The sequence below is a fragment of the Streptomyces geranii genome (genome assembly GCF_002954775.1).
In the GTDB taxonomy this organism is placed as follows: Bacteria; Actinomycetota; Actinomycetes; order Streptomycetales; family Streptomycetaceae; genus Streptomyces; species Streptomyces geranii.
Genome location: NZ_PJME01000003.1, coordinates 366,993 through 390,979 on the forward strand (window position 1 = coordinate 366,993; position 23,987 = coordinate 390,979).

Sequence of the window (23,987 nt, forward strand, 5' to 3'; positions counted from 1 at the left end):
GCCGTTCAATCAAGTTGCACGAGACGTATCGTCTCGCTTACGGTCGAGAACATGACCACCACCCCCGCGACCACGACTCCGGCGACCCCCACCCGTGTGAACCCCGCTCACATCGCCATGTTCTCCATCGCCGCCCACGGCCACGTGAACCCCAGCATCGAGGTCATCCGCGAGCTGGTGGCCCGAGGACACCGCGTCACGTACGCGATTCCGCCCGCGTTCGCCGAGAAGGTGGCCGAGACCGGGGCGGAACCCGTGCCCTACACCTCGACGCTCCCCGGCCCCGACGACGACCCGGAAGCCTGGGGCAGTACCCTCCTCGACAACGTCGAGCCCTTCCTCGCCGACGCGATCCAGGCGTTGCCGCAGCTCATCGAGGCATACCGGGGGGACACCCCGGACCTCGTCCTGCACGACATCGCCTCCTACCCCGCCCGCGTCCTCGCCCACCGCTGGGGCGTCCCCGCGATCTCCCTCTCGCCGAACCTCGTCGCCTGGGACGGTTACGAGGAGGAGGTCGCCGAGCCGATGTGGGCCGAGCCCAGGCGGACCGAGCGTGGCCAGGCCTACTACGCGCGCTTCGAGGGCTGGCTGAAGGAGAACGGCATCACCCAGCACCCCGACCCCTTCGCCGGCCGCCCGGCCCGTTCCCTCGTGCTGATCCCCAAGGCCCTGCAGCCCAACGCCGACCGCGTCGACGAACGCGTCCACACCTTCGTCGGCGCCTGCCAGGGTGACCGATCCGCGCAGGGGGACTGGCAGCGGCCCGCCGGAGCAGAGAAGGTCGTCCTGGTGTCGCTGGGATCCGCCTTCACCAGGCAGCCCGGGTTCTACCGGGAGTGCGTGCGCGCCTTCGCCGAGCTGCCGGGATGGCACCTCGTCCTCCAGGTCGGCAAGCATGTCGACGCGGGCGAGCTGGGCCCCGTACCGGCCGATGTCGAAGTGCGTTCCTGGGTTCCGCAGTTGGCGATCCTGCGACAGGCCGACCTGTTCGTCACGCATGCCGGGGCCGGTGGCAGTCAGGAGGGGCTGGCCACCGCGACGCCGATGATCGCCGTACCGCAGGCTGCCGACCAGTTCGGCAACGCGGACATGTTGCGGGGGCTCGGGGTGGCCCGGCACTTGCCCATGGAGGAGGCGACCGCCGAGGCGCTGCGCGCGGCTGCGCTCGCGCTCGTCGGCGATCCCGAAGTGGCCGGGCGGCTCAAGGAGGTTCAGGCCGGGATGGCCGGGGAGGGTGGCACCCGACGGGCCGCCGACCTGATCGAGGCCGAGCTGCTGCCCTCGCGCTGAGCCCCCAACTACGTACGCAAAGGGCCCGTTGGCTCCCCGGTGACCAACGGGCCCTCGCCGTGAGGGAACTGGCGATGGATCAGACGCTGATCCGCTCGCCGCCCTCCACCCTCGGCGTGACCGCCTCGGGAGACTCGTCGTGCGTCAGGTCGGGCAGCCGGTTCAGCCACTTCGGGAAGTACCAGTTGCGCTCGCCGAGCAGGGCCATCACCGCGGGCAGCAGCACACCCCGGATGATCGTCGCGTCGATGAGCACCGCCGCCGCGAGGCCGACCCCCATCTGCTTCATGGACTGCATCGACAGCGTCCCGAAGATGGCGAACACGGCGACCATGATGACGGCGGCACTGGTGACGACCCCGGCCGTGGTGACCACCCCGTGCTGGATCGCGTCCTTCGTCGTACGGCCCCGCATACGTGCCTCACGGATACGCGAGACGACGAACACGTGGTAGTCCATCGACAGGCCGAACAGGATCACGAAGAGGAACAGCGGCAGCCAGGTGATGATCGCGCCCACACCCTCCGCGCCCACCAGCGACGCGCCCCAGCCGTGCTGGAAGACGGCGACCAGGATGCCGTAAGCCGCCGCGACCGAGAGGAGGTTGAGCGCGATCGAGGTGATCGCGATCGTCACGGAGCGGAACGACAGGAGCATCAGCAGGAAGGCGAACACGACCACGAAGGCGAAGACCGGGGCGACCGCGCCCGCCAGTTGGTCGTTGAAGTCCTTGGAGCCCGCGACCTGTCCGGTGATCGGCGCCTGGACACCGTCGACCTTGCCGAGCGTGGCCGGACGTACCTCGTCGCGCAGCTTGTCCAGGCTCTCGCCGGCCTTGTCCAGGTCGGAGCCGCCGACCAGCGGGACGTACACGAAGGCGATGTTCTCGGCGTCGTGCAGCTTGATGTCCACCGGGCCGCGCGAGGCGCCCGAACTGATCGCCCGCGCACGGAAGTCTGCGAGCGCGGACTTCACCTCGGGCGCGTTGATGTCCTTCGCCTTGACGATCACCTCGGCGGGGTCGGAGCCGCCGGGGAAGGCGTCGTTGACGCGGTTGTAGGTGCCGACGATCGGCAGCGAGTCGCCGAACTCCTGGTCCAGGGTGAGGTTCTGGGTCTTCATGCCGAGCGCGGGCGCGGCGATGGCGAGCAGCGCACCGGCCGCGACGACGAGGGCGATGGCGGGCCTGGCGAGGACGACCTTCAGCACGGCCGTCCAGAACCGGCTCTCGCTGTTGCCCTTCTGCCCGTTGCCGTTCTTGCGGCGCTTGTCCGGGTGCAGGAAGGGGATCCGGCCCTTCTCGACGCGCTCGCCGAGCAGCGAGAGCAGCGCCGGGAGGACGGTGACCGAACCGACCATGGCGACCGCGACGACCATCAGCGAGGCCAGGCCCATCGCCTCGAAGGTGGCGAGCCCGGTGAACAGCATGCCCGCCATCGCCACGCACACCGTGACACCGGAGACGATGATCGCGCGGCCACTGGTCGCCGCGGCGACCTGGAGCGCGACCTCAGGCGACCGGCCCGCCGCCCGCTCCTCGCGCTCCCGGCGCAGATAGAACAGGCAGTAGTCGACGCCGACGGCGAGCCCGACGAGCAGCATCACAGAGCTTGCCGTGTCGTCCATGGGCTGGAGGTGGCTGACGAGGCCCATCAGACCCATCGTCGCCATGATCGCGGTCATCGCCAGCGCCACCGGCAGCAGCGCCGCGACCACCGCGCCGAACGCGATCAGCAGAATGCCGAGGGCCACCGGCAGGGCGGAGTACTCGGCCTTCTTGAAGTCGTCACCGAAGGCGTCGTCGAACGTCTTGTTCATACTGGCGCCGCCGATCTCCTCGATCCGCAGCTCCTCGTGGTCCTTCTGGACGTCCGCGACGGCCTTCAGCACCGGCTCGACCCGGTCACCGGCGGTCTCGGCGTCGCCCCGCATGTCGAACTGGACGAGCGCGCTGCGGCCGTCCTTCGAGAGGGTGTCCGTGTCGTACGGCGACTGCACGTCCGTGACCTTGCCGGTGCCGTCGACCGCCTTCATGACATCGGCGACGGCGGCCCGGAAGGCGGCGTCCGTGGCCTTGAGGCTCCCGTCCTTCGCCTGGATGAGGACGGTCTCGCTCGCGGGTTCGTCGATCCCGGCGTCCTCGATGATCTTGGCGGCCGTGTGGGTCTCGCCGCCCAGCTGGTCGCTCTCCTTGACCTCGACGCTGCCGGCCGCGGAGCCGAGCCCCATCGCCAGGACGACGAACAGCACCCAGATCCCGACGGCCGCCCAGCGGTGCTTGGCGCTCCAGCCGCCGGCCCGGGCGGCTATGCCCCGCACCCGCGTTTCTCCGTTCCCCATGACGGGCTTGCCCCCTCGTAAGCGGCGACAGCCCCCTGCCATCACCTTTAGTTCGAAGGTATGGGCCGGATAAGAGCGTCTCGTCGTGCTCCCCGGTGAGGTGTGGCGGTCCGGAGTCCTCCCGTCGGATGCCGGGGTCTCCCCACTGGGTAGGACACCGGCCCCCTACATCTAAAAGACGATCTCGGGGTGATGTCTCAGGGACACGGCCACCGGGCGACTGTCAGTGGGCCGCCCTATGGTGTGCGGATGACGACAGGTGAGCGGACGACAACGGGCGAGAGGGCGACGAGGACCTACGCGGCGCTGCTGCGCGGCATCAACGTGGGCGGCAACAAGAAGGTCCCCATGGCCGAGCTGCGCACCCTCCTGGAGGGCCTCGGTTACGGCGGCGTGGCGACGTACCTCCAGAGCGGCAACGCGGTCTTCGCCACTGGGCACGGCGACGAGGAGTCCCTGGCCGGGGAGATCTCGGGGGCGATCGAGAAACACTTCGGCTTCACGGTGGACGTGATCGTGCGCGACCACGCGTACCTACGGTCGATCAGGGACAACTCCCCCTTCCCGGCAGCGGAGTTGGAGCCGAAACAACTCCACGTGACCTACTTCTCCACCCCGGTCGACGACACCCGCTTCGCGGACATCGACCAACCCGCCCACCTCCCCGAGGAGTTCCGCCTCGGCGACCGCGCCCTGTACCTGTACGCCCCGGACGGCCTCGGCCGCTCCAAGCTCGCGGAGCAGCTCGCCAAACCCCGGTTCCTGAAGGGGGTGATCGCGACCACGCGGAACTGGAACACGGTGGTGAAACTGGTGGAGCTGACGGCGGGAGACTGACCCGGGGCGACCGGCCGGCTTCCCTGCTGGCACGCTGATCGGTATGCGCTACATCATCATCGGGGCCGGGGCGGTCGGCGGAGCCATCGGCGGACGGCTGGCCGGTGCCGGACACGAGGTCGTCCTCGTCGCCCGGGGCGCCCAGTACGAGGCGCTGCGCGCGCACGGGCTGCGGCTGGTGACCCCGGACGGACAGCACACGTACCGCCTGCCGACCGTCGACGGACCCGCCGCACTCGGCGACCTGCGCGCCGACGACGTACTCGTCCTCACCGTGAAGACCCAGGACAGCGAGGGCGCCCTCGCCGCCTGGGGGCCGGTGCCCGTCGCGGGCGGCGGTACGGCGGCCGAGCGGTTGCCGCTGCTCTGCGCGCAGAACGGCGTGGAGGGCCCGCGCCTCGCGCTGCGCCGCTTCCGGCGGGTGTACGGGGTCTGCGTCTGGCTGCCCGCGACCTATGTGGAACCCGGCGTCGTCTCCGCCGCCGGCGCCCCGCTCACCGGCATCCTCCACCTCGGCCGCTATCCGCATGGCACGGACAACACCCTGCGCCGGATCGCCGCAGACCTGGAGAAGACGGCGTTCGAGGCACCGGTCGTCCCGGACGTCGCACGCTGGCTGTACGCCAAGCTGCTCACCAACCTCGGCAACGCCGTCCGCGCGCTCAGCGGCCCGGCGGACAGCGAGGAGAGCGCACGGCTGCGCCAGCGGGTGTACGCCGAGGGCGAGTCGGTGCTCGCGGCGGCCGGAATCCCGTACACGAGCGCAGAGGAGGCGAAGGAGCGGCGCGGCGACCGGATCACCCTGCATCCGCTGCCCGGCGTCGAGCCCGGTGGCGGCTCCACCTGGCAGTCCCTGGCCCGGGGCACCGGCACGATCGAGACCGACTATCTCAACGGCGAGATCGTGTTCCTGGGCCGCCTGCACGGCGTACCGACACCGCTGAACGAGCTGCTGCAACGACTGGCCGACACCTTCGCCCGGGAACGGCGACCGGCCGGTTCGCTGCCGTCGGCGGAACTGGTGCGCTTGGCGGACGAGGCGGACGAGGCGGACCAGGCGGTCGGGACTGAGTAGGAGACTTGGGCCGGGCTGCCTCTGGCCTGAGCCGAGCCGTTCGTGGGCGGGCCCCGACTTCCCGCTCGCGCCTACGCGCTCATTGAAGTCCGCCCCGGCAGCGGTGACGGCATCCGCAACGCCGCCTCCGCGTACCGGCGCAGCAGCAGCCGGGCCACCTCGGGGGCCGGGCCCAGGACGTCGGCGAGGACGTCCGCCTCGGCGGCGCCCCGCGCGATGCGGTCGGGCAGGAAGCCGGGGGCGAGGACGTAAGGCGCGACGGCGACGCGGTCGCAGCCCAGGTCGCGCAACTCCCGTACCGCGTCCTCCGTTCGGGGGAGGGCGGCGGAGGCGAACGCGGGTCGTACGGCGTGCCAGCCGGTGTGCCGCCACTCCCGCGCGATCTCCGCGATCACCGCACGCGCCTCCGGGTCGGTGGACCCCGCCGAGGCCAGTACGACCCCGGTCGTGGGCTTGTCGGCGGGCGTCAACCCCGCCTCGTACAGGCGGCGTTCGAGCGCCGAGAGGAGGAGGGGGGACGGGCCCAGCACCTCAGCCTGGCGGATGCGGAGCCCGCGTGGCGCGTCGCGCAGGACCGCCGGGATGTCCGCCTTCGCGTGGAAGGCTCGGGTCAGGAGGAGGGGGAGGGCGATCACGTCACGGACGCCCTCCGCCGCCAGGGAGTTCAACACCCCTGGTACGGACGGGATGTTGAACTCCAGGAAGCCGGTCTCCACGCGCAGCCCCGGCCGCAGCGACCGTACGCGCCGGACGAGGGCGTGGACGGTCGCCGCGTGCCGCGGGTCGCGGCTGCCGTGGGCGATGACGAGGAGAACGGGTTCGTGGTGCATAGGCTTCAGCTCTTCACCAGGAGGCCTCGGCTGCGGAGGACTCGTCGCTCCAGCGGGCTGAAGACGAGCAGGTCGACGGCGATACCGACGAAGAGGATCAGGAAGATCGCCTCGAAGATCATCGGCATGGAGCTGGCGTTGCGGCCGTTCTCCAGCAGCGCGCCGAGGCCGATGCCCAGGTCGGGCGAGGAAGCGATGATCTCCGCCGCCATCAGGGAGCGCCAGGAGAACGCCCAGCCCTGCTTCAGACCGGCCAGATAGCCCGGCAGCGAGGCAGGCAGGACGATGTGCCAGGCGCCCTTCCAGCCGGTCGCGCCCATCGTGCGGCCCGCCCGCAGGAACAGCGGCGGCACCTGGTCGATGCCGGAGACCAGGCCGTTGGCGATGGACGGGACCGCGCCGAGCAGGATCACCGCGTACATCATCGAGTTGTTCAGACCGAGCCACAGCACGGCCGGCGGCACCCACGCCACCGACGGCAGCGACTGCAGACCCGACAGGACCGGACCGATCGCCGCGCGCACGAACTTCACCCGGGCCACGATCAGCCCCAGCGGGGTGCCGATCGCCAGCGCCAGCAGGAAGCCGAGCAGACCGCGCTCGACACTGGTCCAGATGTAGCCGAGGAGCTTGCCCTCCAGCCAGGCGTCCTTGAACTCGGTGGCCACATCGCCGGGGGAGGGCAGCTTGGTCGGGTCGGTGACGACGTTGAAGGTGATCAGCGCCTGCCAGACCAGCAGCACCACGCCGGTCGCGATGAGCGGCGGGAGGATCTTGGCGCGGAAGGTCACCGAGAAGGGCGTGCGCGTGGTGGCCACGTTCTCCAGGGCGTCCAGACCGGCTTCCAGGCCGGCGGTCTGGAGGTTGCCGTCGGACCGGGCCTGACGCGTGTCCGTCAGGCCCGACTTCGTGTCACTGCTGGCCATGACGGCGGATCTCCCCACGCAGTTGTTCGGTGATCTCAATGGACAGTTCGGCCACGGGGGCGTCCTCGATGCGGCGCGGCTGCGGGATCTCGACCGTCCACTCGCGCGCGATCCGGCCCGGCCGGGACGACAGCAGGACGACCCGCTGGGCAAGCCGCACGGCCTCCCGCACGTTGTGCGTGACGAACAGGACGGAGACACCGGTCTCCGCCCAGATCCGGGTCAGTTCGTCGTGCAGCACGTCACGGGTGATCGCGTCGAGCGCCGCGAACGGCTCGTCCATGAGCAGCAGCCGGCTCTCCTGGGCGAGCGCCCGCGCCAGCGCGACCCGCTGGCGCATACCGCCGGACAGCTCGTGCACCCGCTTGTCGTACGAGCCCTGCAGCCGGACGAGCGTCAGCAGCTCCTCGGCGCGCTCGCGCCGGTCGTTCTTCGCGACTCCGCCCAGTTTCAGGGCGAGTTCGATGTTCTTGCCCGCGGTCAGCCACGGGAAGAGGGCGTGCTCCTGGAACATCAGGGACGGACGCCCGTCCGTCTTGATGCTGCCTGAACTCGGGTCGTCGAGACCCGCGACGAGGTTGAGCAGTGTGGACTTGCCACAGCCCGAGGCCCCCAGGAGAGTGACGAACTCGCCCGGTGCGACATCGAGAGTGATGTCGTCGAGGACGAGCTGCCGGCCGACGGGACCGGCGAAGGACTTCGAGACGTGCTCGATACGGGCGGCGTACTCGACCGACTCTGCCGGTCCGGCCTTGGCGACTGCGGTGGCCATGGTCGTCACCTCCTGGGGACTTGAGGGGATCCGGACTTACTTGACGCCGAGGCCGGCGTCGTCGACCGTGCTCTCACCCGCGGCCTTGAGGACCGTGTTCAGCGGCGTGAGGTCGTAGATGCCCGTCAGCAGCGGGTCCTCCAGCAGACCTGCCTTGACCGCGTGCTCCGCCTCGGTGTTGAGGGTGGCGGCCAGCGGGTCGTTGGTGAACTGGATGGACTTCCACGCCGGGTCCAGGACGTCCGCCGGCAGCTCCTTGCCGGAGTCGATGCCCAACTGCGCGTTGGCCGCGGCCTTCGCCTCGTCCGGGTTGGCGTTGATCCACTTGTTGGTGTCGACCGAGGCCTTCAGGACCGCCTCGACGGCCTTGGGGTGCTCCTTGAGGAACTTCTGCGACACGATGATGTTCGTGATCACGAACTTCTTGTCGGGCCACAGGTCGGACTCGTCGAGCAGCACCTTCGCGCCCTCGGCGACCAGCTTGGACGCGGTCGGTTCCGGCACCCACGCGCCGTCGATGGAGCCGGACTTGTAGGCGTCCGGGGTCACCTTGTTGTCGGTGCGGACGACCGACACATCGCCCTTGCCGCTCTCCGCGTCGACCTTCCAGCCCTGGTCCGCGATCCAGTTGAGGAACGCCACGTCCTGCGTGTTGCCCAGCTGCGGGGTGGCGATCTTCTTGCCCTTGACGTCCTTCAAGGTCTTGATCTTGTCCGGGTTGACGACCAGCTTCACACCGCCGGACGCCGAACCGCCGATGATGCGCAGGTTGGTGCCCTTGGACTTGGTGAAGCCGTTGATCGCCGGGGACGGGCCGATCCAGCCGATGTCGATGGAGCCCGAGTTGAGGGCCTCGATCTCGGACGGGCCGGCGTTGAAGATCTGGTACTTGGCCTCGGTGGCGCCCAGCGCCTTCTGGAAGTACCCCTTGTTGACACCGACGAGCGCGGTGCCGTGGGTCAGGTTGCCGAAGTAGCCGATCTTGACGGAGTCCAGCCCGTCGATCTTCTGGGCGCCCGCGGCGACCTTCGCCTTGGAGCTGTCGTCCTTGGAGTCCGACCCGTACCCGCACGCGGCGAGCGTCAGCAGCGGAAGAGCGGCGACCGCGGCGATGCCGCGGCGAAGGAAGGTTGAGCGGTTGACAGGCACGGGAGGTGTTCCTCTCGGAGGCCCGGCGGTCACGGTTCTTCAGGTCGTGGCCGGGAGGTCGGCAGGTCTTCGTCTATGTCGGGACGTCCGGTGGGGGGACAGGGCGCGCAAGCGGTGCGCGTACGTCAGCACGCACATCGCGCGACCCCGCCCTGCCCGCTGCCGAGATCGCCGCTGCCGACGCGGCCCCCCTCTTTCGCGAACGTGGAGTAGTAGTCGGTGGCGTTCATGTCAGAAGTCCCACCCGTCGTCGTCGGACTCGTCGCGGACCGGCTCCGGGGACGCGAACGACTCGCCGACCATGCCCGCGGTGAGCGTGGTGCCGTCGTTCGGGTCGATCAGGATGAAGGACCCGGTGCGCCGGGAGTCGGCGTACGAGTCGACGGGCAGCGGCTCGGCGGTACGGATCTTCACGCGGCCGATGTCGTTGGCGACGAGCTGTCCCGGATGCGGGTGCAGGGACAGGTCGTCGAGCGTGAGCCGGGACGGGATGTCCTTGACGATCGCCTTGACCGTACGGGTGCCGTGCTTGAGGAGCACCCGGTGGCCGACCGTCAGCGGCGCGTCGGCGACATGGCAGACCGTCGCCTCGACGTCCTGTGTGGTCGGCGGCGCGTCCTTGCTGGGCACGATCAGGTCGCCGCGCGAGATGTCGATGTCGTCCTCCAGGAGGACGGTCACCGACTGCGTGGTCCAGGCGATGTCGACCGGCACGCCGAGCAGGTCGATACCGGCGATCCTCGACGCGTGCCCGGACGGGAGGACCGTGACGGACTCGCCGACGCGGAACGAACCGGCGGCGATCTGGCCGGCGTACCCCCGGTAGTCGGGGTGCTCGGCGGTCTGCGGCCGGATCACGTACTGCACGGGCAGGCGGGCGTGGCAGTGGCTCAGGTCGTGGGCGACCGGGACCGTCTCCAGGTGCTCCAGGAAGGTCGGCCCGCCGTACCAGTCCATGTTCGCGGACGGGTCCACCACGTTGTCGCCGGCCAGCGCCGAGATGGGGATCGCGGTGATCTCCGGGACGCCCAGCTCCAGCGCGTACGCCGTGAACTCCTCGGCAATGGCCGCGAAGACCGACTCCTTGTACTCGACCAGGTCCATCTTGTTGACCGCGAGCACGACGTGCGGGACCCGCAGCAGGGCGGCCAACGCCGCGTGTCTGCGCGTCTGTTCGACCACGCCGTTGCGGGCGTCGATCAGGATCACCGTCAGCTCGGCCGTGGAGGCACCCGTCACCATGTTGCGGGTGTACTGCACGTGGCCTGGTGTGTCGGCGAGGATGAACCGGCGCTTGGGGGTGGCGAAGTAGCGGTACGCCACGTCGATCGTGATGCCCTGCTCGCGCTCGGCGCGCAGCCCGTCCGTCAGCAGCGCGAGGTCCGGGGCTTCCTGCCCCCGCGAGGCCGACGCGCGCTCCACCGCCTCCAGTTGGTCGGTGAGGATCGACTTGGAGTCGTGCAACAGGCGGCCCACGAGAGTGGACTTGCCGTCGTCGACGGAACCGGCGGTGGCGAACCGCAGGAGGGTCGTCTCCGCGAGTTCGGTGAGTTCCGTGACTTCGTTGGTGGTGCTCATGGCTAGAAGTACCCCTCGCGCTTGCGGTCTTCCATCGCGGCCTCGGACATCTTGTCGTCGGCGCGGGTGGCACCCCGCTCGGTGAGCCGGGAGGCGGCGATCTCGACGATGACGTCGGCCAGGGTCACCGCGTCCGAGTCGACGGCACCGGTGCAGGACATGTCACCGACCGTGCGGTAGCGCACCTGCCGCTTCTCGACGGTCTCCCCGTCCTTCGGCCCGCCCCACTCGCCCGCCGTCAGCCACATCCCGGCCCGCTGGAACACCTCACGCTCGTGCGCGAAGTAGATGTCCGGCAGCTCGATGCCCTCGCGGGAGATGTACTGCCAGACGTCCAGCTCGGTCCAGTTGGAGAGCGGGAACACGCGTACGTGCTCGCCGGGCGCGTGCCGCCCGTTGTAGAGGTTCCACAACTCCGGGCGCTGGCGCCGCGGGTCCCACTGCGAGAACTCGTCCCGCAGACTGAACACCCGCTCCTTCGCCCGCGCCTTCTCCTCGTCGCGCCGACCGCCGCCGAAGACCGCGTCGAACTTCTCGGCCTGGATCTTCTCGGTCAGCGGCAGCGTCTGGAGGGGGTTGCGCGTCCCGTCCGGCCGCTCCTTCAGCACACCCCGGTCGATGTACTCCTGCACGGAGGCCACATGCAGCCGCAGCCCATGGGCCGCTACCACCCGGTCCCGGTACTCCAGTACCTCGGGGAAGTTGTGCCCGGTGTCAACATGCAGGAGGGAGAAGGGAATCGCGGCCGGCGCGAAGGCCTTCAGCGCCAGGTGCAGCATGACGATGGAGTCCTTGCCGCCGGAGAACAGGATCACCGGCCGCTCGAACTCCCCCGCCACCTCACGGAAGATGTGGACCGCCTCGGACTCCAGCGCGTCCAGATGGGAGAGGGCGTACGGGGCGCCCGTACCCTCCGCCGGCTTGGCAACGGTCGTCGTCATGCCAGTCCCCTCTCGGTGAGCAGCGCGTGCAGCACGGCCGCGGACTCCTGGACGGTCTGGTCCTGCGACTCGATCCGCAGATCCGGCGTCTCGGGCACCTCGTACGGGTCGTCGACTCCGGTGAGCCCGGTCAGCTCGCCCGCGGCCTGCTTGGCGTACAGACCCTTCACATCGCGTACGGAGCACACCTCGACCGGGGTCGCCACATGCACCTCGATGTACGCGGCGCCGCTCTCCTGGTGCCGCTTGCGCACCGCCTCGCGGCTGTCCGCGTACGGCGCGATCACCGGGACCAGCGCCTTGACGCCGTTACGGGCGAGCAGCTCGGCGAGGAAGCCGATGCGCTGCACGTTCGTGTGCCGGTCCTCGCGGGAGAAGCCGAGGCCCGCCGAGATGAACTCACGGATCTCGTCGCCGTCGAGCACCTCGACGAGGTGGCCCTCCTCGCGCAGCCGGCCGGCCAGCTCGTACGCGATGGTGGTCTTGCCGGCGCTCGGCAGACCCGTGAGCCATACGGTGGCTCCGGTCGTCACAGGTGTCTCCTGGTCCTCGGGGTTCGCGGAATTCGCTTGCTGCTCAGGGGCCTTGGGGTGCTCGGTCGCCATCAGCCGTGCAGCCCGCACTCGGTCTTGCCGCGCCCCGCCCAGCGGCCGGCGCGTGCGTCCTCGCCCTCCAGCACCCGGCGGGTGCAGGGGGCGCAGCCGACGGACGCGTAGCCGTCCATCAGCAACGGGTTGGTGAGTACGCCGTGTTCGGCGACGTACGCGTCCACGTCGTCCTGGGTCCAGCGGGCGATGGGGGAGACCTTGACCTTCTGCCGCTTCTCGTCCCAGCCGACGACCGGGGTGTTCGCCCGGGTCGGCGACTCGTCGCGGCGCAGGCCGGTCGCCCAGGCCGCGTACCCCTTGAGACCCTGCTCCAGGGGCTCGACCTTGCGCAGCCTGCAGCACAGGTCGGGGTCGCGGTCGTGCAGCTTCGGCCCGTACTCGGCGTCCTGCTCGGCGACCGACTGGACCGGGGTGAGGGTGAGGACGCGGACGTCCATCACGGCCTCGACCGCGTCCCGGGTGCCGATGGTCTCGGGGAAGTGGTAGCCGGTGTCGAGGAACACGACGTCCACACCGGGCTTGGCGCGGGAGGCGAGGTGGGCGACCACCGCGTCCTCCATGGAGGAGGTGACACAGAAACGGTTGCCGAAGGTCGCGGTGGCCCACTGGAGGATCTCCAGCGCGGAGGCGTCCTCCAGGTCACGGCCCGCCTGCTCGGCGAGCGCCTTCAAGTCGTCGGTCGTACGCTCTTTCTGAACCGTCGTCATATCTCGTCCCCTCCACCGTCGTTGCGCCGAAGTCCACGGGACAGCAGCCCGAGGAACTTCAACTGGAAGGCTCGGTTGCACGCTCCGCATTCCCAGGCGCCGTGACCCTCCTCGTTCGGACGCAGGTCCTCGTCGCCGCAGTAGGGGCAGTGGAAGGGGGCCGCGCGCTCGCTCATGACAGGGACTCCTCGGAGGCACGCGTCGCCCAGGCGGCGAAGCGCTCGCCGTCCTCGCGCTCCGCCTGGAAGTTCTTCAGCACGCGCTCGACGTAGTCCGGCAGTTCCTCCGAAGTCACCTTCAGACCACGGACCTTGCGGCCGAAACCGGCCTCCAGACCGAGGGCGCCGCCCAGGTGGACCTGGTAGCCCTCGACCTGCTCGCCCGCGTCGTTCAGCATCAACTGGCCCTTGAGACCGATGTCCGCGACCTGGATACGGGCGCAGGCGTTCGGGCAGCCGTTGATGTTGATGGTGACCGGCTCGTCGAACTCCGGGATACGGCGCTCCAGTTCGTCGATCAGCGAGGCGCCGCGCGCCTTCGTCTCGACGATCGCGAGCTTGCAGTACTCGATGCCGGTGCAGGCCATCGTGCCGCGCCGGAACGAGGACGGCTTGACGGTCAGGTCGAGCGCCTCCAGACCCTCGACGAGCGAGTCGATCTGCTCCTCCGCCACATCGAGCACGATCATCTTCTGCTCGGCGGTGGTACGCAGGCGGCCCGAACCGTGGGCCTCGGCCAGCTCGGCGATCTTCGTGAGGATCGTGCCGTCCACGCGGCCCACTCGCGGGGCGAAACCGACGTAGAAGCGGCCGTCCTTCTGGCGGTGGACGCCGACGTGGTCGCGCCAGCGGGCGACGGGCTGGGCCGGGGCCGGGCCGTCGACGAGCTTGCGCTTCAGGTAGTCGTCCTCCAGGACCTGGCGGAACTTCTCCACGCCCCAGTCGGCGAGCAGGAACTTCAGCCGGGCGCGGGTGCGCAGCCGACGGTAGCCGTGGTCGCGGAAGATCGAGATGACGCCCTCGTAGACGTCCGGGACCTCGTCCAGCGGGACCCAGGCGCCCAGCCGCTGGCCGAGCTTCGGGTTGGTGGAGAGACCGCCGCCGACCCAGACGTCGAAACCGGGGCCGTGCTCGGGGTGCTCCACACCGACGAACGCGATGTCGTTGATCTCGTGCGCCACGTCGAGGAGGGGCGAGCCGGAGATCGCGGACTTGAACTTGCGGGGCAGGTTCGAGAAGTCCTTGTTGCCGATGATCCGCCGCTGGATGGCGTCGATGGCGGGGGTGCCGTCGATGATCTCGTCCTCGGCGATCCCGGCGACCGGCGAACCGAGGATGACGCGGGGGGTGTCACCGCAGGCCTCGGTGGTGGACAGACCGACCGCTTCGAGCCGCTCCCAGATCTCCGGGACGTCCTCGATGCGGATCCAGTGGTACTGCACGTTCTGCCGGTCCGTGAGGTCGGCGGTGCCGCGCGCGAACTCCTGCGAGATCTCGCCGACCACCCGCAGCTGCTCGGTGGTGAGCCGACCGCCGTCGATGCGGACGCGCAGCATGAAGTACTTGTCGTCCAGCTCCTCCGGCTCCAGGATCGCGGTCTTGCCGCCGTCGATCCCGGGCTTGCGCTGGGTGTAGAGGCCCCACCAGCGCATGCGCCCGCGCAGGTCGTTGGGGTCGATCGAGTCGAACCCGCGCTTGGAGTAGATCGTCTCAATGCGTGTCCGCACATTGAGACCGTCGTCGTCCTTCTTGAACTGCTCGTTCCCGTTCAGCGGGGTGAAGTGTCCCGCTGCCCACTGACCCTCACCACGGTGACGGCTCACCTTGCGGCGGGGCGCGGCGGCAGGGTTCTGCGGGGTGGCGGCCATGGTTCTAGGTCCTCCGGGACAGGCGGGAAGCGGCTCTTACCTGCGCGTACGGGCGCATGGTCAGACTGGCGCGGCTCTGCGCAGGCTGAGGCGTAGGGGAGAGGGCGGCGGTGCTGTGGCTCGTCAGCCCGCCGGACAGATGGCGCTGGACATGCGGCCGAGGTCGACGTGGCGTCGACTCACCAAGGCAATCCCAGTTCCAGACATGACGGAAGCGTGTCATGGCGTTCTGGACACAGTCCAGCATTGTCCGTCATCCGGACGCCCCTGTCTCGTTGGGTGAGACGGCATGTGCTCCTGGCCAGGGGCCGGGGGCGGCGACCTCCTTCTCCTCCTCGACCTTGGTGTCGAAGAGGGCGAAACCGCGGCGGAGGTAGTTGTCCATCGCGTGCGGTCCGTCCTTGCTGCAGGTGTGCAGCCAGACGCGCTTGGTCGGCGTCAGCCCTGGCCAGCGGCTTGCCAGGTCCCAGGCGCGGGCGGCTCCGTAGGAGAGGAGGTGGCCGCCGATGCGCCTTCCCCGGAAGGCGGGGATCAGGCCGAAGTAGACGATCTCCACGACTCCGTCGTCCTGGGGTTCGAGTTCCAGGTAGCCGGCCGGGGTGCCGTGGTCGTAGGCGACCCAGGTTTCTACGCCGGGGCGGTCCAGGTGCTCCTGCCAGCGGGCGTATGTCCAGGTCAGGCGATCTGTCCAGCGGATGTCGCCGCCTACGGAGGAGTAGAGGTAGCGGCTGAATTCGGGGGAGGGGACTTTGGCTCGGGTGATTTTGACGTCGCCGTCGGGGGCTTGGGCGGGGAGGAGGTCGGTTGGTGCTGTCTGCTCCAGGGACCAGGTGGTTACGGCGATGTTGGTCATGGCGGTCAGGGAATCATCTGGGTGGGTTGGGTGTCGATTTGGCCGCGGGTCCGGTGGGGGCTGGTCGCGCCCACGCGGCGGTGCCGCAGATCCAATACAGCCCCGCGCCCCTGAAAGCAGGCCCGCTGTCGCTCACCCTGCTATTTGAGTGAACCCGTGATCGACGAAAGCGGTACCGCGTACAGCACCCGTTCCGGGATCGGGGTGCCCTGCCAGCCCGCTCGGGCGTCCGCTGCCCGTTCCGTCAGGGACCAGACCTCGCCCGTGCCCTCCCAGTAGGAGAGGGACTCGGCGTGTTCGGCCCAGCAGCGGCGGGACTCGTCGTCGGTGCCGCAGCGGGCCGCCTTGGCGCCCTCGGAGTCCAGGCGCCACAGGGTGCCGTGGCGGTCCTTGGCGCCGGGGGCGTGGCCGACGTACCAGTCCGCCTTCTCGTCGCCCGCCGAGCGGTACGACAGGACGCCCTGTATGCCGGTGGCCTTCGTCGAGTAGGCCTCGACCGCGTCCGCGCGGCCCAGAAGGTCGGTGGCGAGGAGGCCCGAGCGGTCGCTCCCGCTGCTGAACGAGTAGCGCCACAGGCGGCTGCGCTGATCGGCGCCGGCCGCCACCTGCTCGCTCGCGACCAGGCTGTCCGGCGTGGAGCTGCGGTCCAGGGAGAGCGAGCCGAAACAGGGGGTGCGGTCGTCCGACCTCGGGTCGCACGTGCCACCGGCCAGGCTGTACGAGGCGACCGCGGGCATGACATAGCCGTAGCCGTGCGCCGACCAGCCGCCGGGCACCTTGCCGACCGCCGGGCTGTCGACCGAGGCCCGCTGGATGCGGTTCATGTCGTACACGTACAGGGAGTTGTGGTCGGAGTCCGTGGGCGAGGCGGTGACCAGCAGCTTGTCCTGGTACCAGACCATGCCGGAGATCGACGACGACAGCTTGCGGTAGTCCGAGCCGTCCTTCGTCGGGACGACCAGCAGCACCCAGCGGTACGTCATGTTGCTCAGGTCGTTCGCGTCGACCACGGCGACCCGGGCCAGGCCCTTGGAGACCGTGGGCTCGTCCGGCTTGGCGTCGTTGTGCGTCCAGCCGGACAGGATCACGCGGTTGGCGCCCCAGCGGCCGTCCTCGTCCGCGTCGCCGGAGGTGGTGACGGACTGCGGCAGCCAGCGCCGGCTCGCCGAGTCGGCGTCGTCCCAGCAGTACGCGCGGGTCGCTGTCGGGGCGACGGGCAGCGCCTCGGTCTCGGTGCGGACGCACTCCGCCGTGTTGCGCATCGTGCGGTTGGTGTGCTCCAGGACGGTGCTCACGCCGACCGTGCCGCCCATGGAAGTGGCCAGCCGGTCGAGCGAACTCTTCGTCACCAGGTGTTCCTTGAGCTGGAAGTTCTTCAGCTCGGCGGCGGACGTGACGGACTTCAGGGGCCCCGGGTTGTCGCTGCTCACGGCCTGGGAGGCGCTGACGATGGTGGCCGCGGCGGTGAGGGCGAGAGCGGTGCCGGTGAGCACGCCGCGCAGCGCTCTGCCCCTCTTCTGCCTGCGGTGTCTGCCGCGATGCTTCATTACATCCTCCCGTGGCAGGCCAACTGCTGGTCACGGTCCGTGCGTTGAACCGCTCGGGCAGTGTGGGGGGGCCGTGTGATGGATGGTACGTCAGGGGGCGCCAGGCCTGGTCGAATACCTCGGAATCGATGCGGCTGTGTTGCTTCCGGCGCCCGTTCGGGTGCGTTTTCTCACCCCGGTGTCACAGTCGGGTCACTGTGTGTCGTCCGGCGGCGCGGTTCCGCGTCCCTGGGCCACCGTGGGCGCCGTCGAGTGCGGGAGCAGATCGCGGGGGTCGTCCGGGAGCAGGACGGTGACTTCCGTGTCCGCGCTGAAGCGGTACGGGCGATGGTCGAGGAACGCTCCGAGATACCGCCGTATCCGCGACATCTCAGCGCGTACGGTCACCGTGCGGGCCGGGTCGCCGAAGACGTCCTCCGCCAGGCCCGCCGCACTGCGGCCCGCCGGACGCAGCGCCAGGAGGTACAGCAACTCGGCGTGCCGGGGACTCAGTTCGTGGGTCCAGGAGCCCGCGGGGCCCGACACCGTCACCGACCGGCGGCGCGGTCCGCCCAGGTCCAGGACGATCCGGGTGGCGCCCTGGGGCTGGGGCTCCGCGGTGGCCCGTAACAGCCAGCCGCCGGCCAGCGGCTCCACCGCGCACAGTCCCAGGGTCGGCAGCCAACGGCAGCCCGGGGAGAGCGACTTGGGCAGGGCCACCCGGTTCGTGTACGGCATCCCGGTGACCGCCGCCGTCCAGCCGTCCCGGTCGACGGCCACGGCCCGCCCGCCGAGCCTGGCCAGCACCGGTGCCGCCACCACCCGTAGCCGCTCCAGCGAGCGGTGGTGCCGCTCCCGCAGTCCCGCCTCGGCGAGTTTGGCGACCGAGTCGACCCAGGCGAGCGTCGCCGGATGCATGCTCTCCAGCGGCCCGCTGACGTCCACCACGCCGATCAGCCGACCGTCGCGCGGGTCGGTGATCGGGGCGCCCGTGCACGTCCAGGTGGCGTGCGACCGGACGAAGTGCTCGGAGGCGAAGACCTGTACGGGGCGCCGCGCGACCACCGGTGTGCCCACGCCGTTGGTGCCGACGACGTCCTCCGCCCAGTCGGCGCCGGGCTCGAAGCCCAGGGAGTCCGCCCTGCGCAGCACCGGCGTACAGCCCTCGCGCCACAGCACCCGGCCGTCCACGTCGGCGACGACCATGATGTGCTGGCTGGCGTCCGCCACCGACAACAGCCCTTGCCGCAGCACCGGGAGGACGTGCCGCAGCCGTGAGGTCTCGCGCCGCCGCTCCAACTCCTCGCGGGTCAGCAGCCCGGCCCGGAAGTCGTGGTCGGGGTCGACGCCGCTGCGCAGCATGCGGTCCCAGGACTGGTCGATCACCGGGCGCGGCGCGAGCCGCGGGCGCTGTCCGGTGAGCCGGGCCGCGCGTACGTCGCTGAGCAGCCGGGCAGCCTGCGCCGCGTCACGGGCGGCGAGCTGTGCGACGTCCATCGGCGGGTTCGCCACTGAGTCCTCCCGTACGTATTGACCGGTTGTCTCATGGTGCCGTCCCGTGGCACCGGAGCGACACACTCCGCACACAGTTGCCGACAAGTTGCAACCCTCTGCAACCCTGGTGAACTGCCCTGCGGTGTTTGAAACTTGGGCGACGCCGCACGCGGCGTCCACGCTCCCGATCCATGCGGGGCCAGCGAGCGGGGGTGGTGCCGTGTCGGCGCAGCACCACCCCCGTGCCGCCCCTTTCGGACGGACCCTCAGCCCGACGGCCGCGCCCGCTCCACCACGGAGGCCAGGTCCAGGCTGTGCGGGAGGGTGCCGAAGGCGTTGCCCCAGTCGCCGCCCAGGCGGGACGCGCAGAACGCGTCGGCGACCTCCGGGGGTGCGAAGCGGACCAGCAGGGAGCCCTGGAGGACCAGGGCGATCCGCTCGACCAGACGGCGGGCGCGGCCCTCGATGCCGTCCAGGTCGGCGAGTTCGGTCAGCAGGTTCTTGATGGCGCCGTCGAGTCGGTGGTCCGCGCCGCGCGCCCTGCCGACCTCCACGAGGAACGCGTTGAGGGCAGCCGGCTCGCGCTGCATGGCCCGCAGTACGTCCAGCGCCTGGACGTTCCCGGCGCCCTCCCAGACCGAGTTGAGGGGTGACTCGCGCAACAGCCGGGGCAGGCCCGACTCCTCGACGTAGCCGTTGCCGCCCAGGCACTCGGCGGCCTCCGCCACCAGCGGGGTGCAGCGCTTGGTCACCCAGTACTTGGCGGCGGGCAACGCCAGCCGCAGGAAGGCCCGTTCCTGCTCGCCTCCGTCGTCGTAGGCGGCGGCCAGCCGCAGCGCGAGGGTGGTCGCCGCCTCCGACTCGAGTGCCAGGTCGGCCAGGACGTTGCGCATCAGCGGCTTGTCGGTCAACTTGCCGCCGAAGGCCTCGCGGTGGGCGCAGTGGTGGACGGCCTGGGCGACCGCCTGCCGCATCAGCGCGGCCGAGCCGAGCACACAGTCGAGCCGGGTCGCCGCGACCATCTCGATGATGGTGCGCACCCCGCGCCCCTCGTCGCCGACCCGGCGCGTCCACGTCCCGTCGAACTCGACCTCGGCGGAGGCGTTCGACCGGTTGCCCAGCTTGTCCTTGAGCCGCTGGACGCGGAACTCGTTGCGTGTGCCGTCGGGCAGGACGCGGGGCAGGAGGAAGCAGGTCACCCCGCCGGGCGCCTGCGCGAGGACCAGGAAACCGTCCGACATGGGCGCCGAACAGAACCACTTGTGGCCGGTCAGCTCGTACGTCCCGTCCTCGGCGAGCGGCCTCGCGACGGTCGTGTTGGCGCGTACGTCGCTGCCGCCCTGTTTCTCCGTCATGCCCATCCCGAAGAGCACCCCGGACTTGCGGTCGGCCGGCCGCAGCCCCTCCTCGTAGACGGTGGACGTCAGCAGGGGCTCCCATTCGGCGGCGAGCGCCGGGTCGGTGCGCAGCGCGGGCACCGCCGCGTGGGTCATCGACAGCGGGCAGCCGTGGCCCGCCTCGGCCTGCGACCAGACCAGGAACCCGGCGGCCCGCCGAACGTGCCCGCCCGGCCGGGTCCAGGCCGCCGTCAGCCCGGCGGAGACGCCCTTGCCGAGCAGCCGGTGCCAGGCCGGATGGAACTCCACCTCGTCGATCCGGTTGCCGTACCGGTCGTGCGTGCGCAGTTTCGGGGGGTTCTCGTTGGCGAGCGCCCCCCATTCCTGCACCTGCGCGGACCCGGCGGACCTCCCGAGCGAGGAGAGGTCGTCCCGGGCCTCGTCGAGAAGCCCGGGGTCCAGATGCCGTTCGACGGCCGCCACCAGGGCCTGGTCGGCGGAGAACACGTCATATCCGACCAGGGGCGGCGCCTGGTTGGTCACGGTGTGGGTGCTGGCTGCCATGAGGGGAACCTACCCGTGGCGCGGCACCCTGTCCGCCCTAGGCCGGGCGGGAGAGAGTCGCCAGTTCGTCGGAGGCCAGGGAGGCCATGTCGCGGTCGGCCAGGTGCTGGTCGGCCTGAAGGGACTCCAGCCAGCCGGGGTGGTACACGGTGTCGAGGTAGCGCTCGCCGAGGTCCGGGGCGATGGCCACCGCCGTGAGGTCGCGGCCGTCGTGCCGGGCCAGCCACTGCCTGGCCCCGCTGATGACCGTGCCCGTGGACCCGCCGAACAGGAAGCCCCGGGAGGCCAGCCGCCGGCAGACCCGCACCGCGTCCGGTTCCTCGACCCGGATCACCTCGTCGATGTAGGACTCGTCCAGCAGCTCCGGCCGTACGCTCGTGCCCAGGCCCGGGATCATCCGGGGTCCCGGCGGTCCGCCGAAGGTGACCGAGCCGACCGCGTCCACGGCGACGATCCGCACCCGCCGGTTCCACTGCCAGAACCAGCGCGCGCAGCCCATCAGCGTGCCGGTGGTGCCCGCCCCGACGAACAGGACGTCCAGGCCCGGGAACCGGCGGGCGATCGCCGGTGCCGTCGTGCGGTAGTGCGCCCGCCAGTTCCCGTCGTTGGCGTACTGGTTGAGCCATACGTAGCGCTCGTCGGAGGCGCACAGCGCGCGGACGTAGCCGATCCGGGCGCCCAGCAGGCCGCCGTGCAGATCGGGCCGGTCGACGACGTGCACCCGGCTGCCCAGCGTCTCCATGAGCCGGATCGCCTGTGCGTTGCAGCGCGAGTCGGTCACGCACAGGAACCCGTAGCCCCGACTGGCGGCGAGCACACTGAGCGCGACGCCCAGGTTGCCCGACGAGGACTCCACGAGAACGGATCCCGGCCGCAGCCTGCCGTCCCGTTCGGCGGCCGACACCATCTCGCAGGCGGCCTTCATCTTGATCGAACCGGCGAAGTTGAAGCCCTCGCACTTCAGATAGAGGGGGAGCCCGACGGTGGCCCGCAGGTCGACGTACAGCTCGTCCTCGTTGAAGTCCGATGGTTGGGAAATGACTGGCATGTTGTCCCCCTGAGTGTGGCGCCCCTGTGTTCGGCACGCCTGATCTGTGGCACGGCGCCCGGTCTCCCGGGCGCTGCCGCCGGCCCCCTGACGGGTCAGCCGTGCCTGCGCAGTTCGTGGAAGAAGCCGTCGACGACCCGGAGTTCGCCGCGCCGGGCCACCTCGTCGTGGACGAACCTGCCGACGGCGAGGTCGAGCACCCCGAGGCCGAAGGGCGAGAACACCACCGGCCGGTCCACCGGCACCTTCGTGCGGCCGGTGAGTACGTCGTCCAGCGTGCCGTCGATGAACTCCCGGCCGCCGGTGAGCTGTTCGGCCAGGTGCGGCGAGGTGTCCGCCTTCAGGCAGTGCTCGACGTCGTCGACGTAGTTCGCCGAGGCGAGCAGGATCTCGGGCGCGAGGTCGCGCAACGAGACGTGCAGCACCAGCGGATGGTGGTCGAACCACGACACGTCGTGGATGTGCGGCTTCGCGGCGACGGTGGCGAACACCAGCAAGTCGCTCGACCTGACCAGCTGTTCGGCGCTGTCGTGGACGGTGATCTTGCCGCCGTTCTCCGACCGTTCCAGATAGCCCCGGAAGCCGGCCGCGCTGTCGGCGGACAGGTCGAACACGCCCGTCTCGTCGAACTCCCAGCCGGTGGCGGCCAGATAGGTGTGGATGTAGCGGGCGATCAGCCCGGTGCCGACGAACCCGACCCGGGTGGGCCGGGTACGCCCCTGGCTCAGCCTGGCGGCGGCCAGCGCGGCCGAGGCCGCCGTGCGGGCGGCGCTGATGATGGAACTCTCCAGGCAGGCGAAGGGATAGCCCGTGTCGTGGTCGTTGAGGATCAGCACGGCCGACGCCCGCGGGATCCCGCCCGCCACGTTCTCCGGGAAGCTGGACACCCACTTCAGCCCGTCCACCCGTACGTCCCCGCCGATCGACGCGGGCAGCGCGATGATCCGCGACGACGGACGGTCCGGGAAGCGCAGGAAGTACGAGGGCGGGTTCACCGAGTCCCCGGCGCCGTGCAGCCGGTACACCGCCTCGACGAGGTCGACGACGTCCGACTCCCGTCCCCGGAGGGCCTGTTGGACCTGCTCGCCGGAGACGACGGAGAACGGCGGGACCGCGACAGAAGTGGTGACAGGGGCGGTGACAGGGTTCGTGGTCATGAGGCTGTCCCTTCGAGCGGGTCGGAGACGTCGGTGCGGTGGACCGGGTCGGCCAGGGCGGCGAGGACCTCGCGCGGCCCCTCGAACGGCTCCCGGCTGTGTGCCGTACGGATGTTGTCGACGAGCAGCAGATCGCCGCCGCGCCACGGCTCGCGCACGGTGTGCGCCGTGTACACCTCGTTGAGGATCTGGACGACGTCCTCGCCGACCGGATCGCCGTCGCCGTAGCGGGTGTTGAAGGGGAGGCCGTCGGCGCCGTACACGTCGACCAGGTACTCGTGGACCTCCGGGTCCATCGTCCACTCGTTGAGGAAGGCGATCTGGTTGAACCAGCAGCGGCGGCCGGTGACCGGGTGGCGCAGGATCGCGGCGCGGCGCTGCCGGGTGCGCAGGGAGCCGTCCGGCTCCCAGGCGAACTCGATGGCGTGGGAGCGGCAGTAGCGCTCGACGGAGGGCCGGTCGGAGGTGCCGAAGGCCTCGGCGAGCGTCGCGCCTATCTCGTCGTTGAAGGTCCGGGTGAGCAACCAGCCCTCCCGCTCGAAGCGTTGGACGAGTTCGGCGGGCAGCGCGTCCAGCACGGCCGCCGCGTCGGCCATCCCGGTGGCGCCGCCCTCGGCGGGCGCCTCCAGGCAGGCGAACAGCAGCAGGCCGGGGAACTCCTGGGCGTAGCTCAGCTCGTGGTGCATGCACATCGGCTGGTTGGGCGGCCACTTGGAGGAGGAGTACACGCCGTCGGCGTACTTCCGCCGGGGCGCGAAGGCCTCCTGGTCGCGCATCAGGCCGTCGGCCAGCCGCCGCAGCACGGCGCCGGTCGTGGCGGGCTCGCGCAGTCCGAGGCCGCGCACCAGCAGCGATCCGTGCTCGGCGACGGCCGCGCGCAGCGCGTCCCGGTGGGCGCCCGCCCACTCGGCCGGGTCGGCGACGGCCGGGGTGTGCAGGACCGGCGGCCGGCCGGGAAGCAGCTCGATGCCGGGAAGTGCCGTCCTGGGCACGGGTGTCGGCGTCGCGGGTGTGGATGAGAGTGCCATGTGTCGTTCCGTCTCTTTCCTGTTCCTGGTCTTCTTTTCCTGGTCGCGGCGCGTCG

21 protein-coding genes and 1 pseudogene are annotated in these 23,987 nt (G+C 70.5%); 3 read left to right on the top strand and 19 right to left on the bottom strand.

Going from position 1 to position 23,987, the window contains the following annotated elements:
• Positions 1-8 precede the first annotated feature (8 nt).
• Positions 9-1,293 (top strand): annotated as a pseudogene (gene mgt / locus CW359_RS06565) (macrolide-inactivating glycosyltransferase).
• Positions 1,294-1,372: 79 nt separating this feature from the next.
• On the opposite strand, the gene CW359_RS06570 reads toward mgt, so the two are convergent.
• Positions 1,373-3,634, bottom strand: a complete 2,262-nt coding sequence (locus CW359_RS06570) for an MMPL family transporter (RefSeq protein ID WP_105968800.1) — start codon at positions 3,632-3,634, stop codon at positions 1,373-1,375.
• Between the two features lie 249 nt (positions 3,635-3,883).
• On the opposite strand from CW359_RS06570, the gene CW359_RS06575 reads away from it, so the two are divergent.
• Entirely contained in the window at positions 3,884-4,471 is a 588-nt protein-coding gene (locus CW359_RS06575; RefSeq protein WP_105968801.1) for a DUF1697 domain-containing protein, read from the top strand.
• Positions 4,472-4,514: 43 nt separating this feature from the next.
• Positions 4,515-5,546: a ketopantoate reductase family protein gene (locus CW359_RS06580; RefSeq protein ID WP_105968802.1), complete on the top strand. Its 1,032-nt coding sequence runs from the start codon at positions 4,515-4,517 to the stop codon at positions 5,544-5,546.
• Positions 5,547-5,617: 71 nt separating this feature from the next.
• On the opposite strand, the gene CW359_RS06585 is transcribed toward CW359_RS06580, so the two are convergent.
• The 18 genes from CW359_RS06585 to CW359_RS06670 form a co-directional block, all read right to left on the bottom strand.
• Positions 5,618-6,376 carry a sirohydrochlorin chelatase gene (locus tag CW359_RS06585; protein ID WP_105968803.1) on the bottom strand — a complete coding sequence of 253 codons (759 nt, stop codon included), beginning with the start codon at positions 6,374-6,376 and terminating at the stop codon, positions 5,618-5,620.
• Between the two features lie 5 nt (positions 6,377-6,381).
• Entirely contained in the window at positions 6,382-7,302 is a 921-nt protein-coding gene (locus tag CW359_RS06590) for an ABC transporter permease (RefSeq protein WP_105968804.1), read from the bottom strand.
• On the bottom strand, positions 7,289-8,074 hold the full coding sequence (locus CW359_RS06595) for an ABC transporter ATP-binding protein (RefSeq protein WP_105968805.1): 786 nt from the start codon (positions 8,072-8,074) through the stop codon (positions 7,289-7,291). The genes CW359_RS06590 and CW359_RS06595 overlap by 14 nt, the downstream gene beginning before the upstream one ends.
• Positions 8,075-8,110: 36 nt before the next feature.
• The gene (locus tag CW359_RS06600) at positions 8,111-9,223 is read right to left on the bottom strand and encodes an aliphatic sulfonate ABC transporter substrate-binding protein (RefSeq protein WP_105968806.1); all 1,113 of its coding nucleotides are present in this window, start codon (positions 9,221-9,223) and stop codon (positions 8,111-8,113) included.
• Between the two features lie 231 nt (positions 9,224-9,454).
• Positions 9,455-10,801, bottom strand: coding sequence for a sulfate adenylyltransferase subunit 1 (locus CW359_RS06610; protein WP_105968808.1), 1,347 nt, complete (start codon positions 10,799-10,801; stop codon positions 9,455-9,457).
• A 2-nt stretch (positions 10,802-10,803) separates the two neighbouring features.
• Positions 10,804-11,742: a sulfate adenylyltransferase subunit CysD gene (gene cysD, locus CW359_RS06615; protein ID WP_105968809.1), complete on the bottom strand. Its 939-nt coding sequence runs from the start codon at positions 11,740-11,742 to the stop codon at positions 10,804-10,806.
• The gene (gene cysC / locus CW359_RS06620; RefSeq protein ID WP_105968810.1) at positions 11,739-12,275 is read right to left on the bottom strand and encodes an adenylyl-sulfate kinase; all 537 of its coding nucleotides are present in this window, start codon (positions 12,273-12,275) and stop codon (positions 11,739-11,741) included. The genes cysD and cysC overlap by 4 nt, the downstream gene beginning before the upstream one ends.
• A 71-nt stretch (positions 12,276-12,346) precedes the next feature.
• Positions 12,347-13,057: a phosphoadenylyl-sulfate reductase gene (locus CW359_RS06625; RefSeq protein ID WP_105968811.1), complete on the bottom strand. Its 711-nt coding sequence runs from the start codon at positions 13,055-13,057 to the stop codon at positions 12,347-12,349.
• Positions 13,054-13,233 carry a hypothetical protein gene (locus CW359_RS06630; protein ID WP_105968812.1) on the bottom strand — a complete coding sequence of 60 codons (180 nt, stop codon included), beginning with the start codon at positions 13,231-13,233 and terminating at the stop codon, positions 13,054-13,056. Before CW359_RS06630 ends, CW359_RS06625 begins: the two co-directional genes overlap by 4 nt.
• On the bottom strand, positions 13,230-14,924 hold the full coding sequence (locus CW359_RS06635; RefSeq protein WP_105968813.1) for a nitrite/sulfite reductase: 1,695 nt from the start codon (positions 14,922-14,924) through the stop codon (positions 13,230-13,232). Before CW359_RS06635 ends, CW359_RS06630 begins: the two co-directional genes overlap by 4 nt.
• A gap of 123 nt (positions 14,925-15,047) precedes the next feature.
• Positions 15,048-15,131 carry a putative leader peptide gene (locus CW359_RS47290; protein WP_309500612.1) on the bottom strand — a complete coding sequence of 28 codons (84 nt, stop codon included), beginning with the start codon at positions 15,129-15,131 and terminating at the stop codon, positions 15,048-15,050.
• 46 nt (positions 15,132-15,177) lie between these two features.
• Positions 15,178-15,777 carry a GNAT family N-acetyltransferase gene (locus tag CW359_RS06640; protein ID WP_105968814.1) on the bottom strand — a complete coding sequence of 200 codons (600 nt, stop codon included), beginning with the start codon at positions 15,775-15,777 and terminating at the stop codon, positions 15,178-15,180.
• Positions 15,778-15,917: 140 nt separating this feature from the next.
• A complete protein-coding gene (locus tag CW359_RS06645) occupies positions 15,918-17,324 on the bottom strand; it encodes a hypothetical protein (RefSeq protein WP_105968815.1) in 1,407 nt (468 codons plus the stop codon).
• A gap of 192 nt (positions 17,325-17,516) precedes the next feature.
• Entirely contained in the window at positions 17,517-18,800 is a 1,284-nt protein-coding gene (locus CW359_RS06650; RefSeq protein WP_105968906.1) for a helix-turn-helix domain-containing protein, read from the bottom strand.
• 263 nt (positions 18,801-19,063) lie between these two features.
• Positions 19,064-20,698 (bottom strand): acyl-CoA dehydrogenase family protein, encoded by a 1,635-nt coding sequence (locus tag CW359_RS06655; RefSeq protein ID WP_105968816.1) that lies wholly within the window; start codon positions 20,696-20,698, stop codon positions 19,064-19,066.
• 37 nt (positions 20,699-20,735) lie between these two features.
• Entirely contained in the window at positions 20,736-21,746 is a 1,011-nt protein-coding gene (gene sbnA, locus CW359_RS06660; protein ID WP_105968817.1) for a 2,3-diaminopropionate biosynthesis protein SbnA, read from the bottom strand.
• Between the two features lie 95 nt (positions 21,747-21,841).
• The gene (gene sbnB / locus CW359_RS06665; RefSeq protein WP_105968818.1) at positions 21,842-22,903 is read right to left on the bottom strand and encodes a 2,3-diaminopropionate biosynthesis protein SbnB; all 1,062 of its coding nucleotides are present in this window, start codon (positions 22,901-22,903) and stop codon (positions 21,842-21,844) included.
• Positions 22,900-23,931: a TauD/TfdA family dioxygenase gene (locus CW359_RS06670; protein ID WP_105968819.1), complete on the bottom strand. Its 1,032-nt coding sequence runs from the start codon at positions 23,929-23,931 to the stop codon at positions 22,900-22,902. The genes sbnB and CW359_RS06670 overlap by 4 nt, the downstream gene beginning before the upstream one ends.
• Between the last annotated feature and the right edge of the window lie 56 nt (positions 23,932-23,987).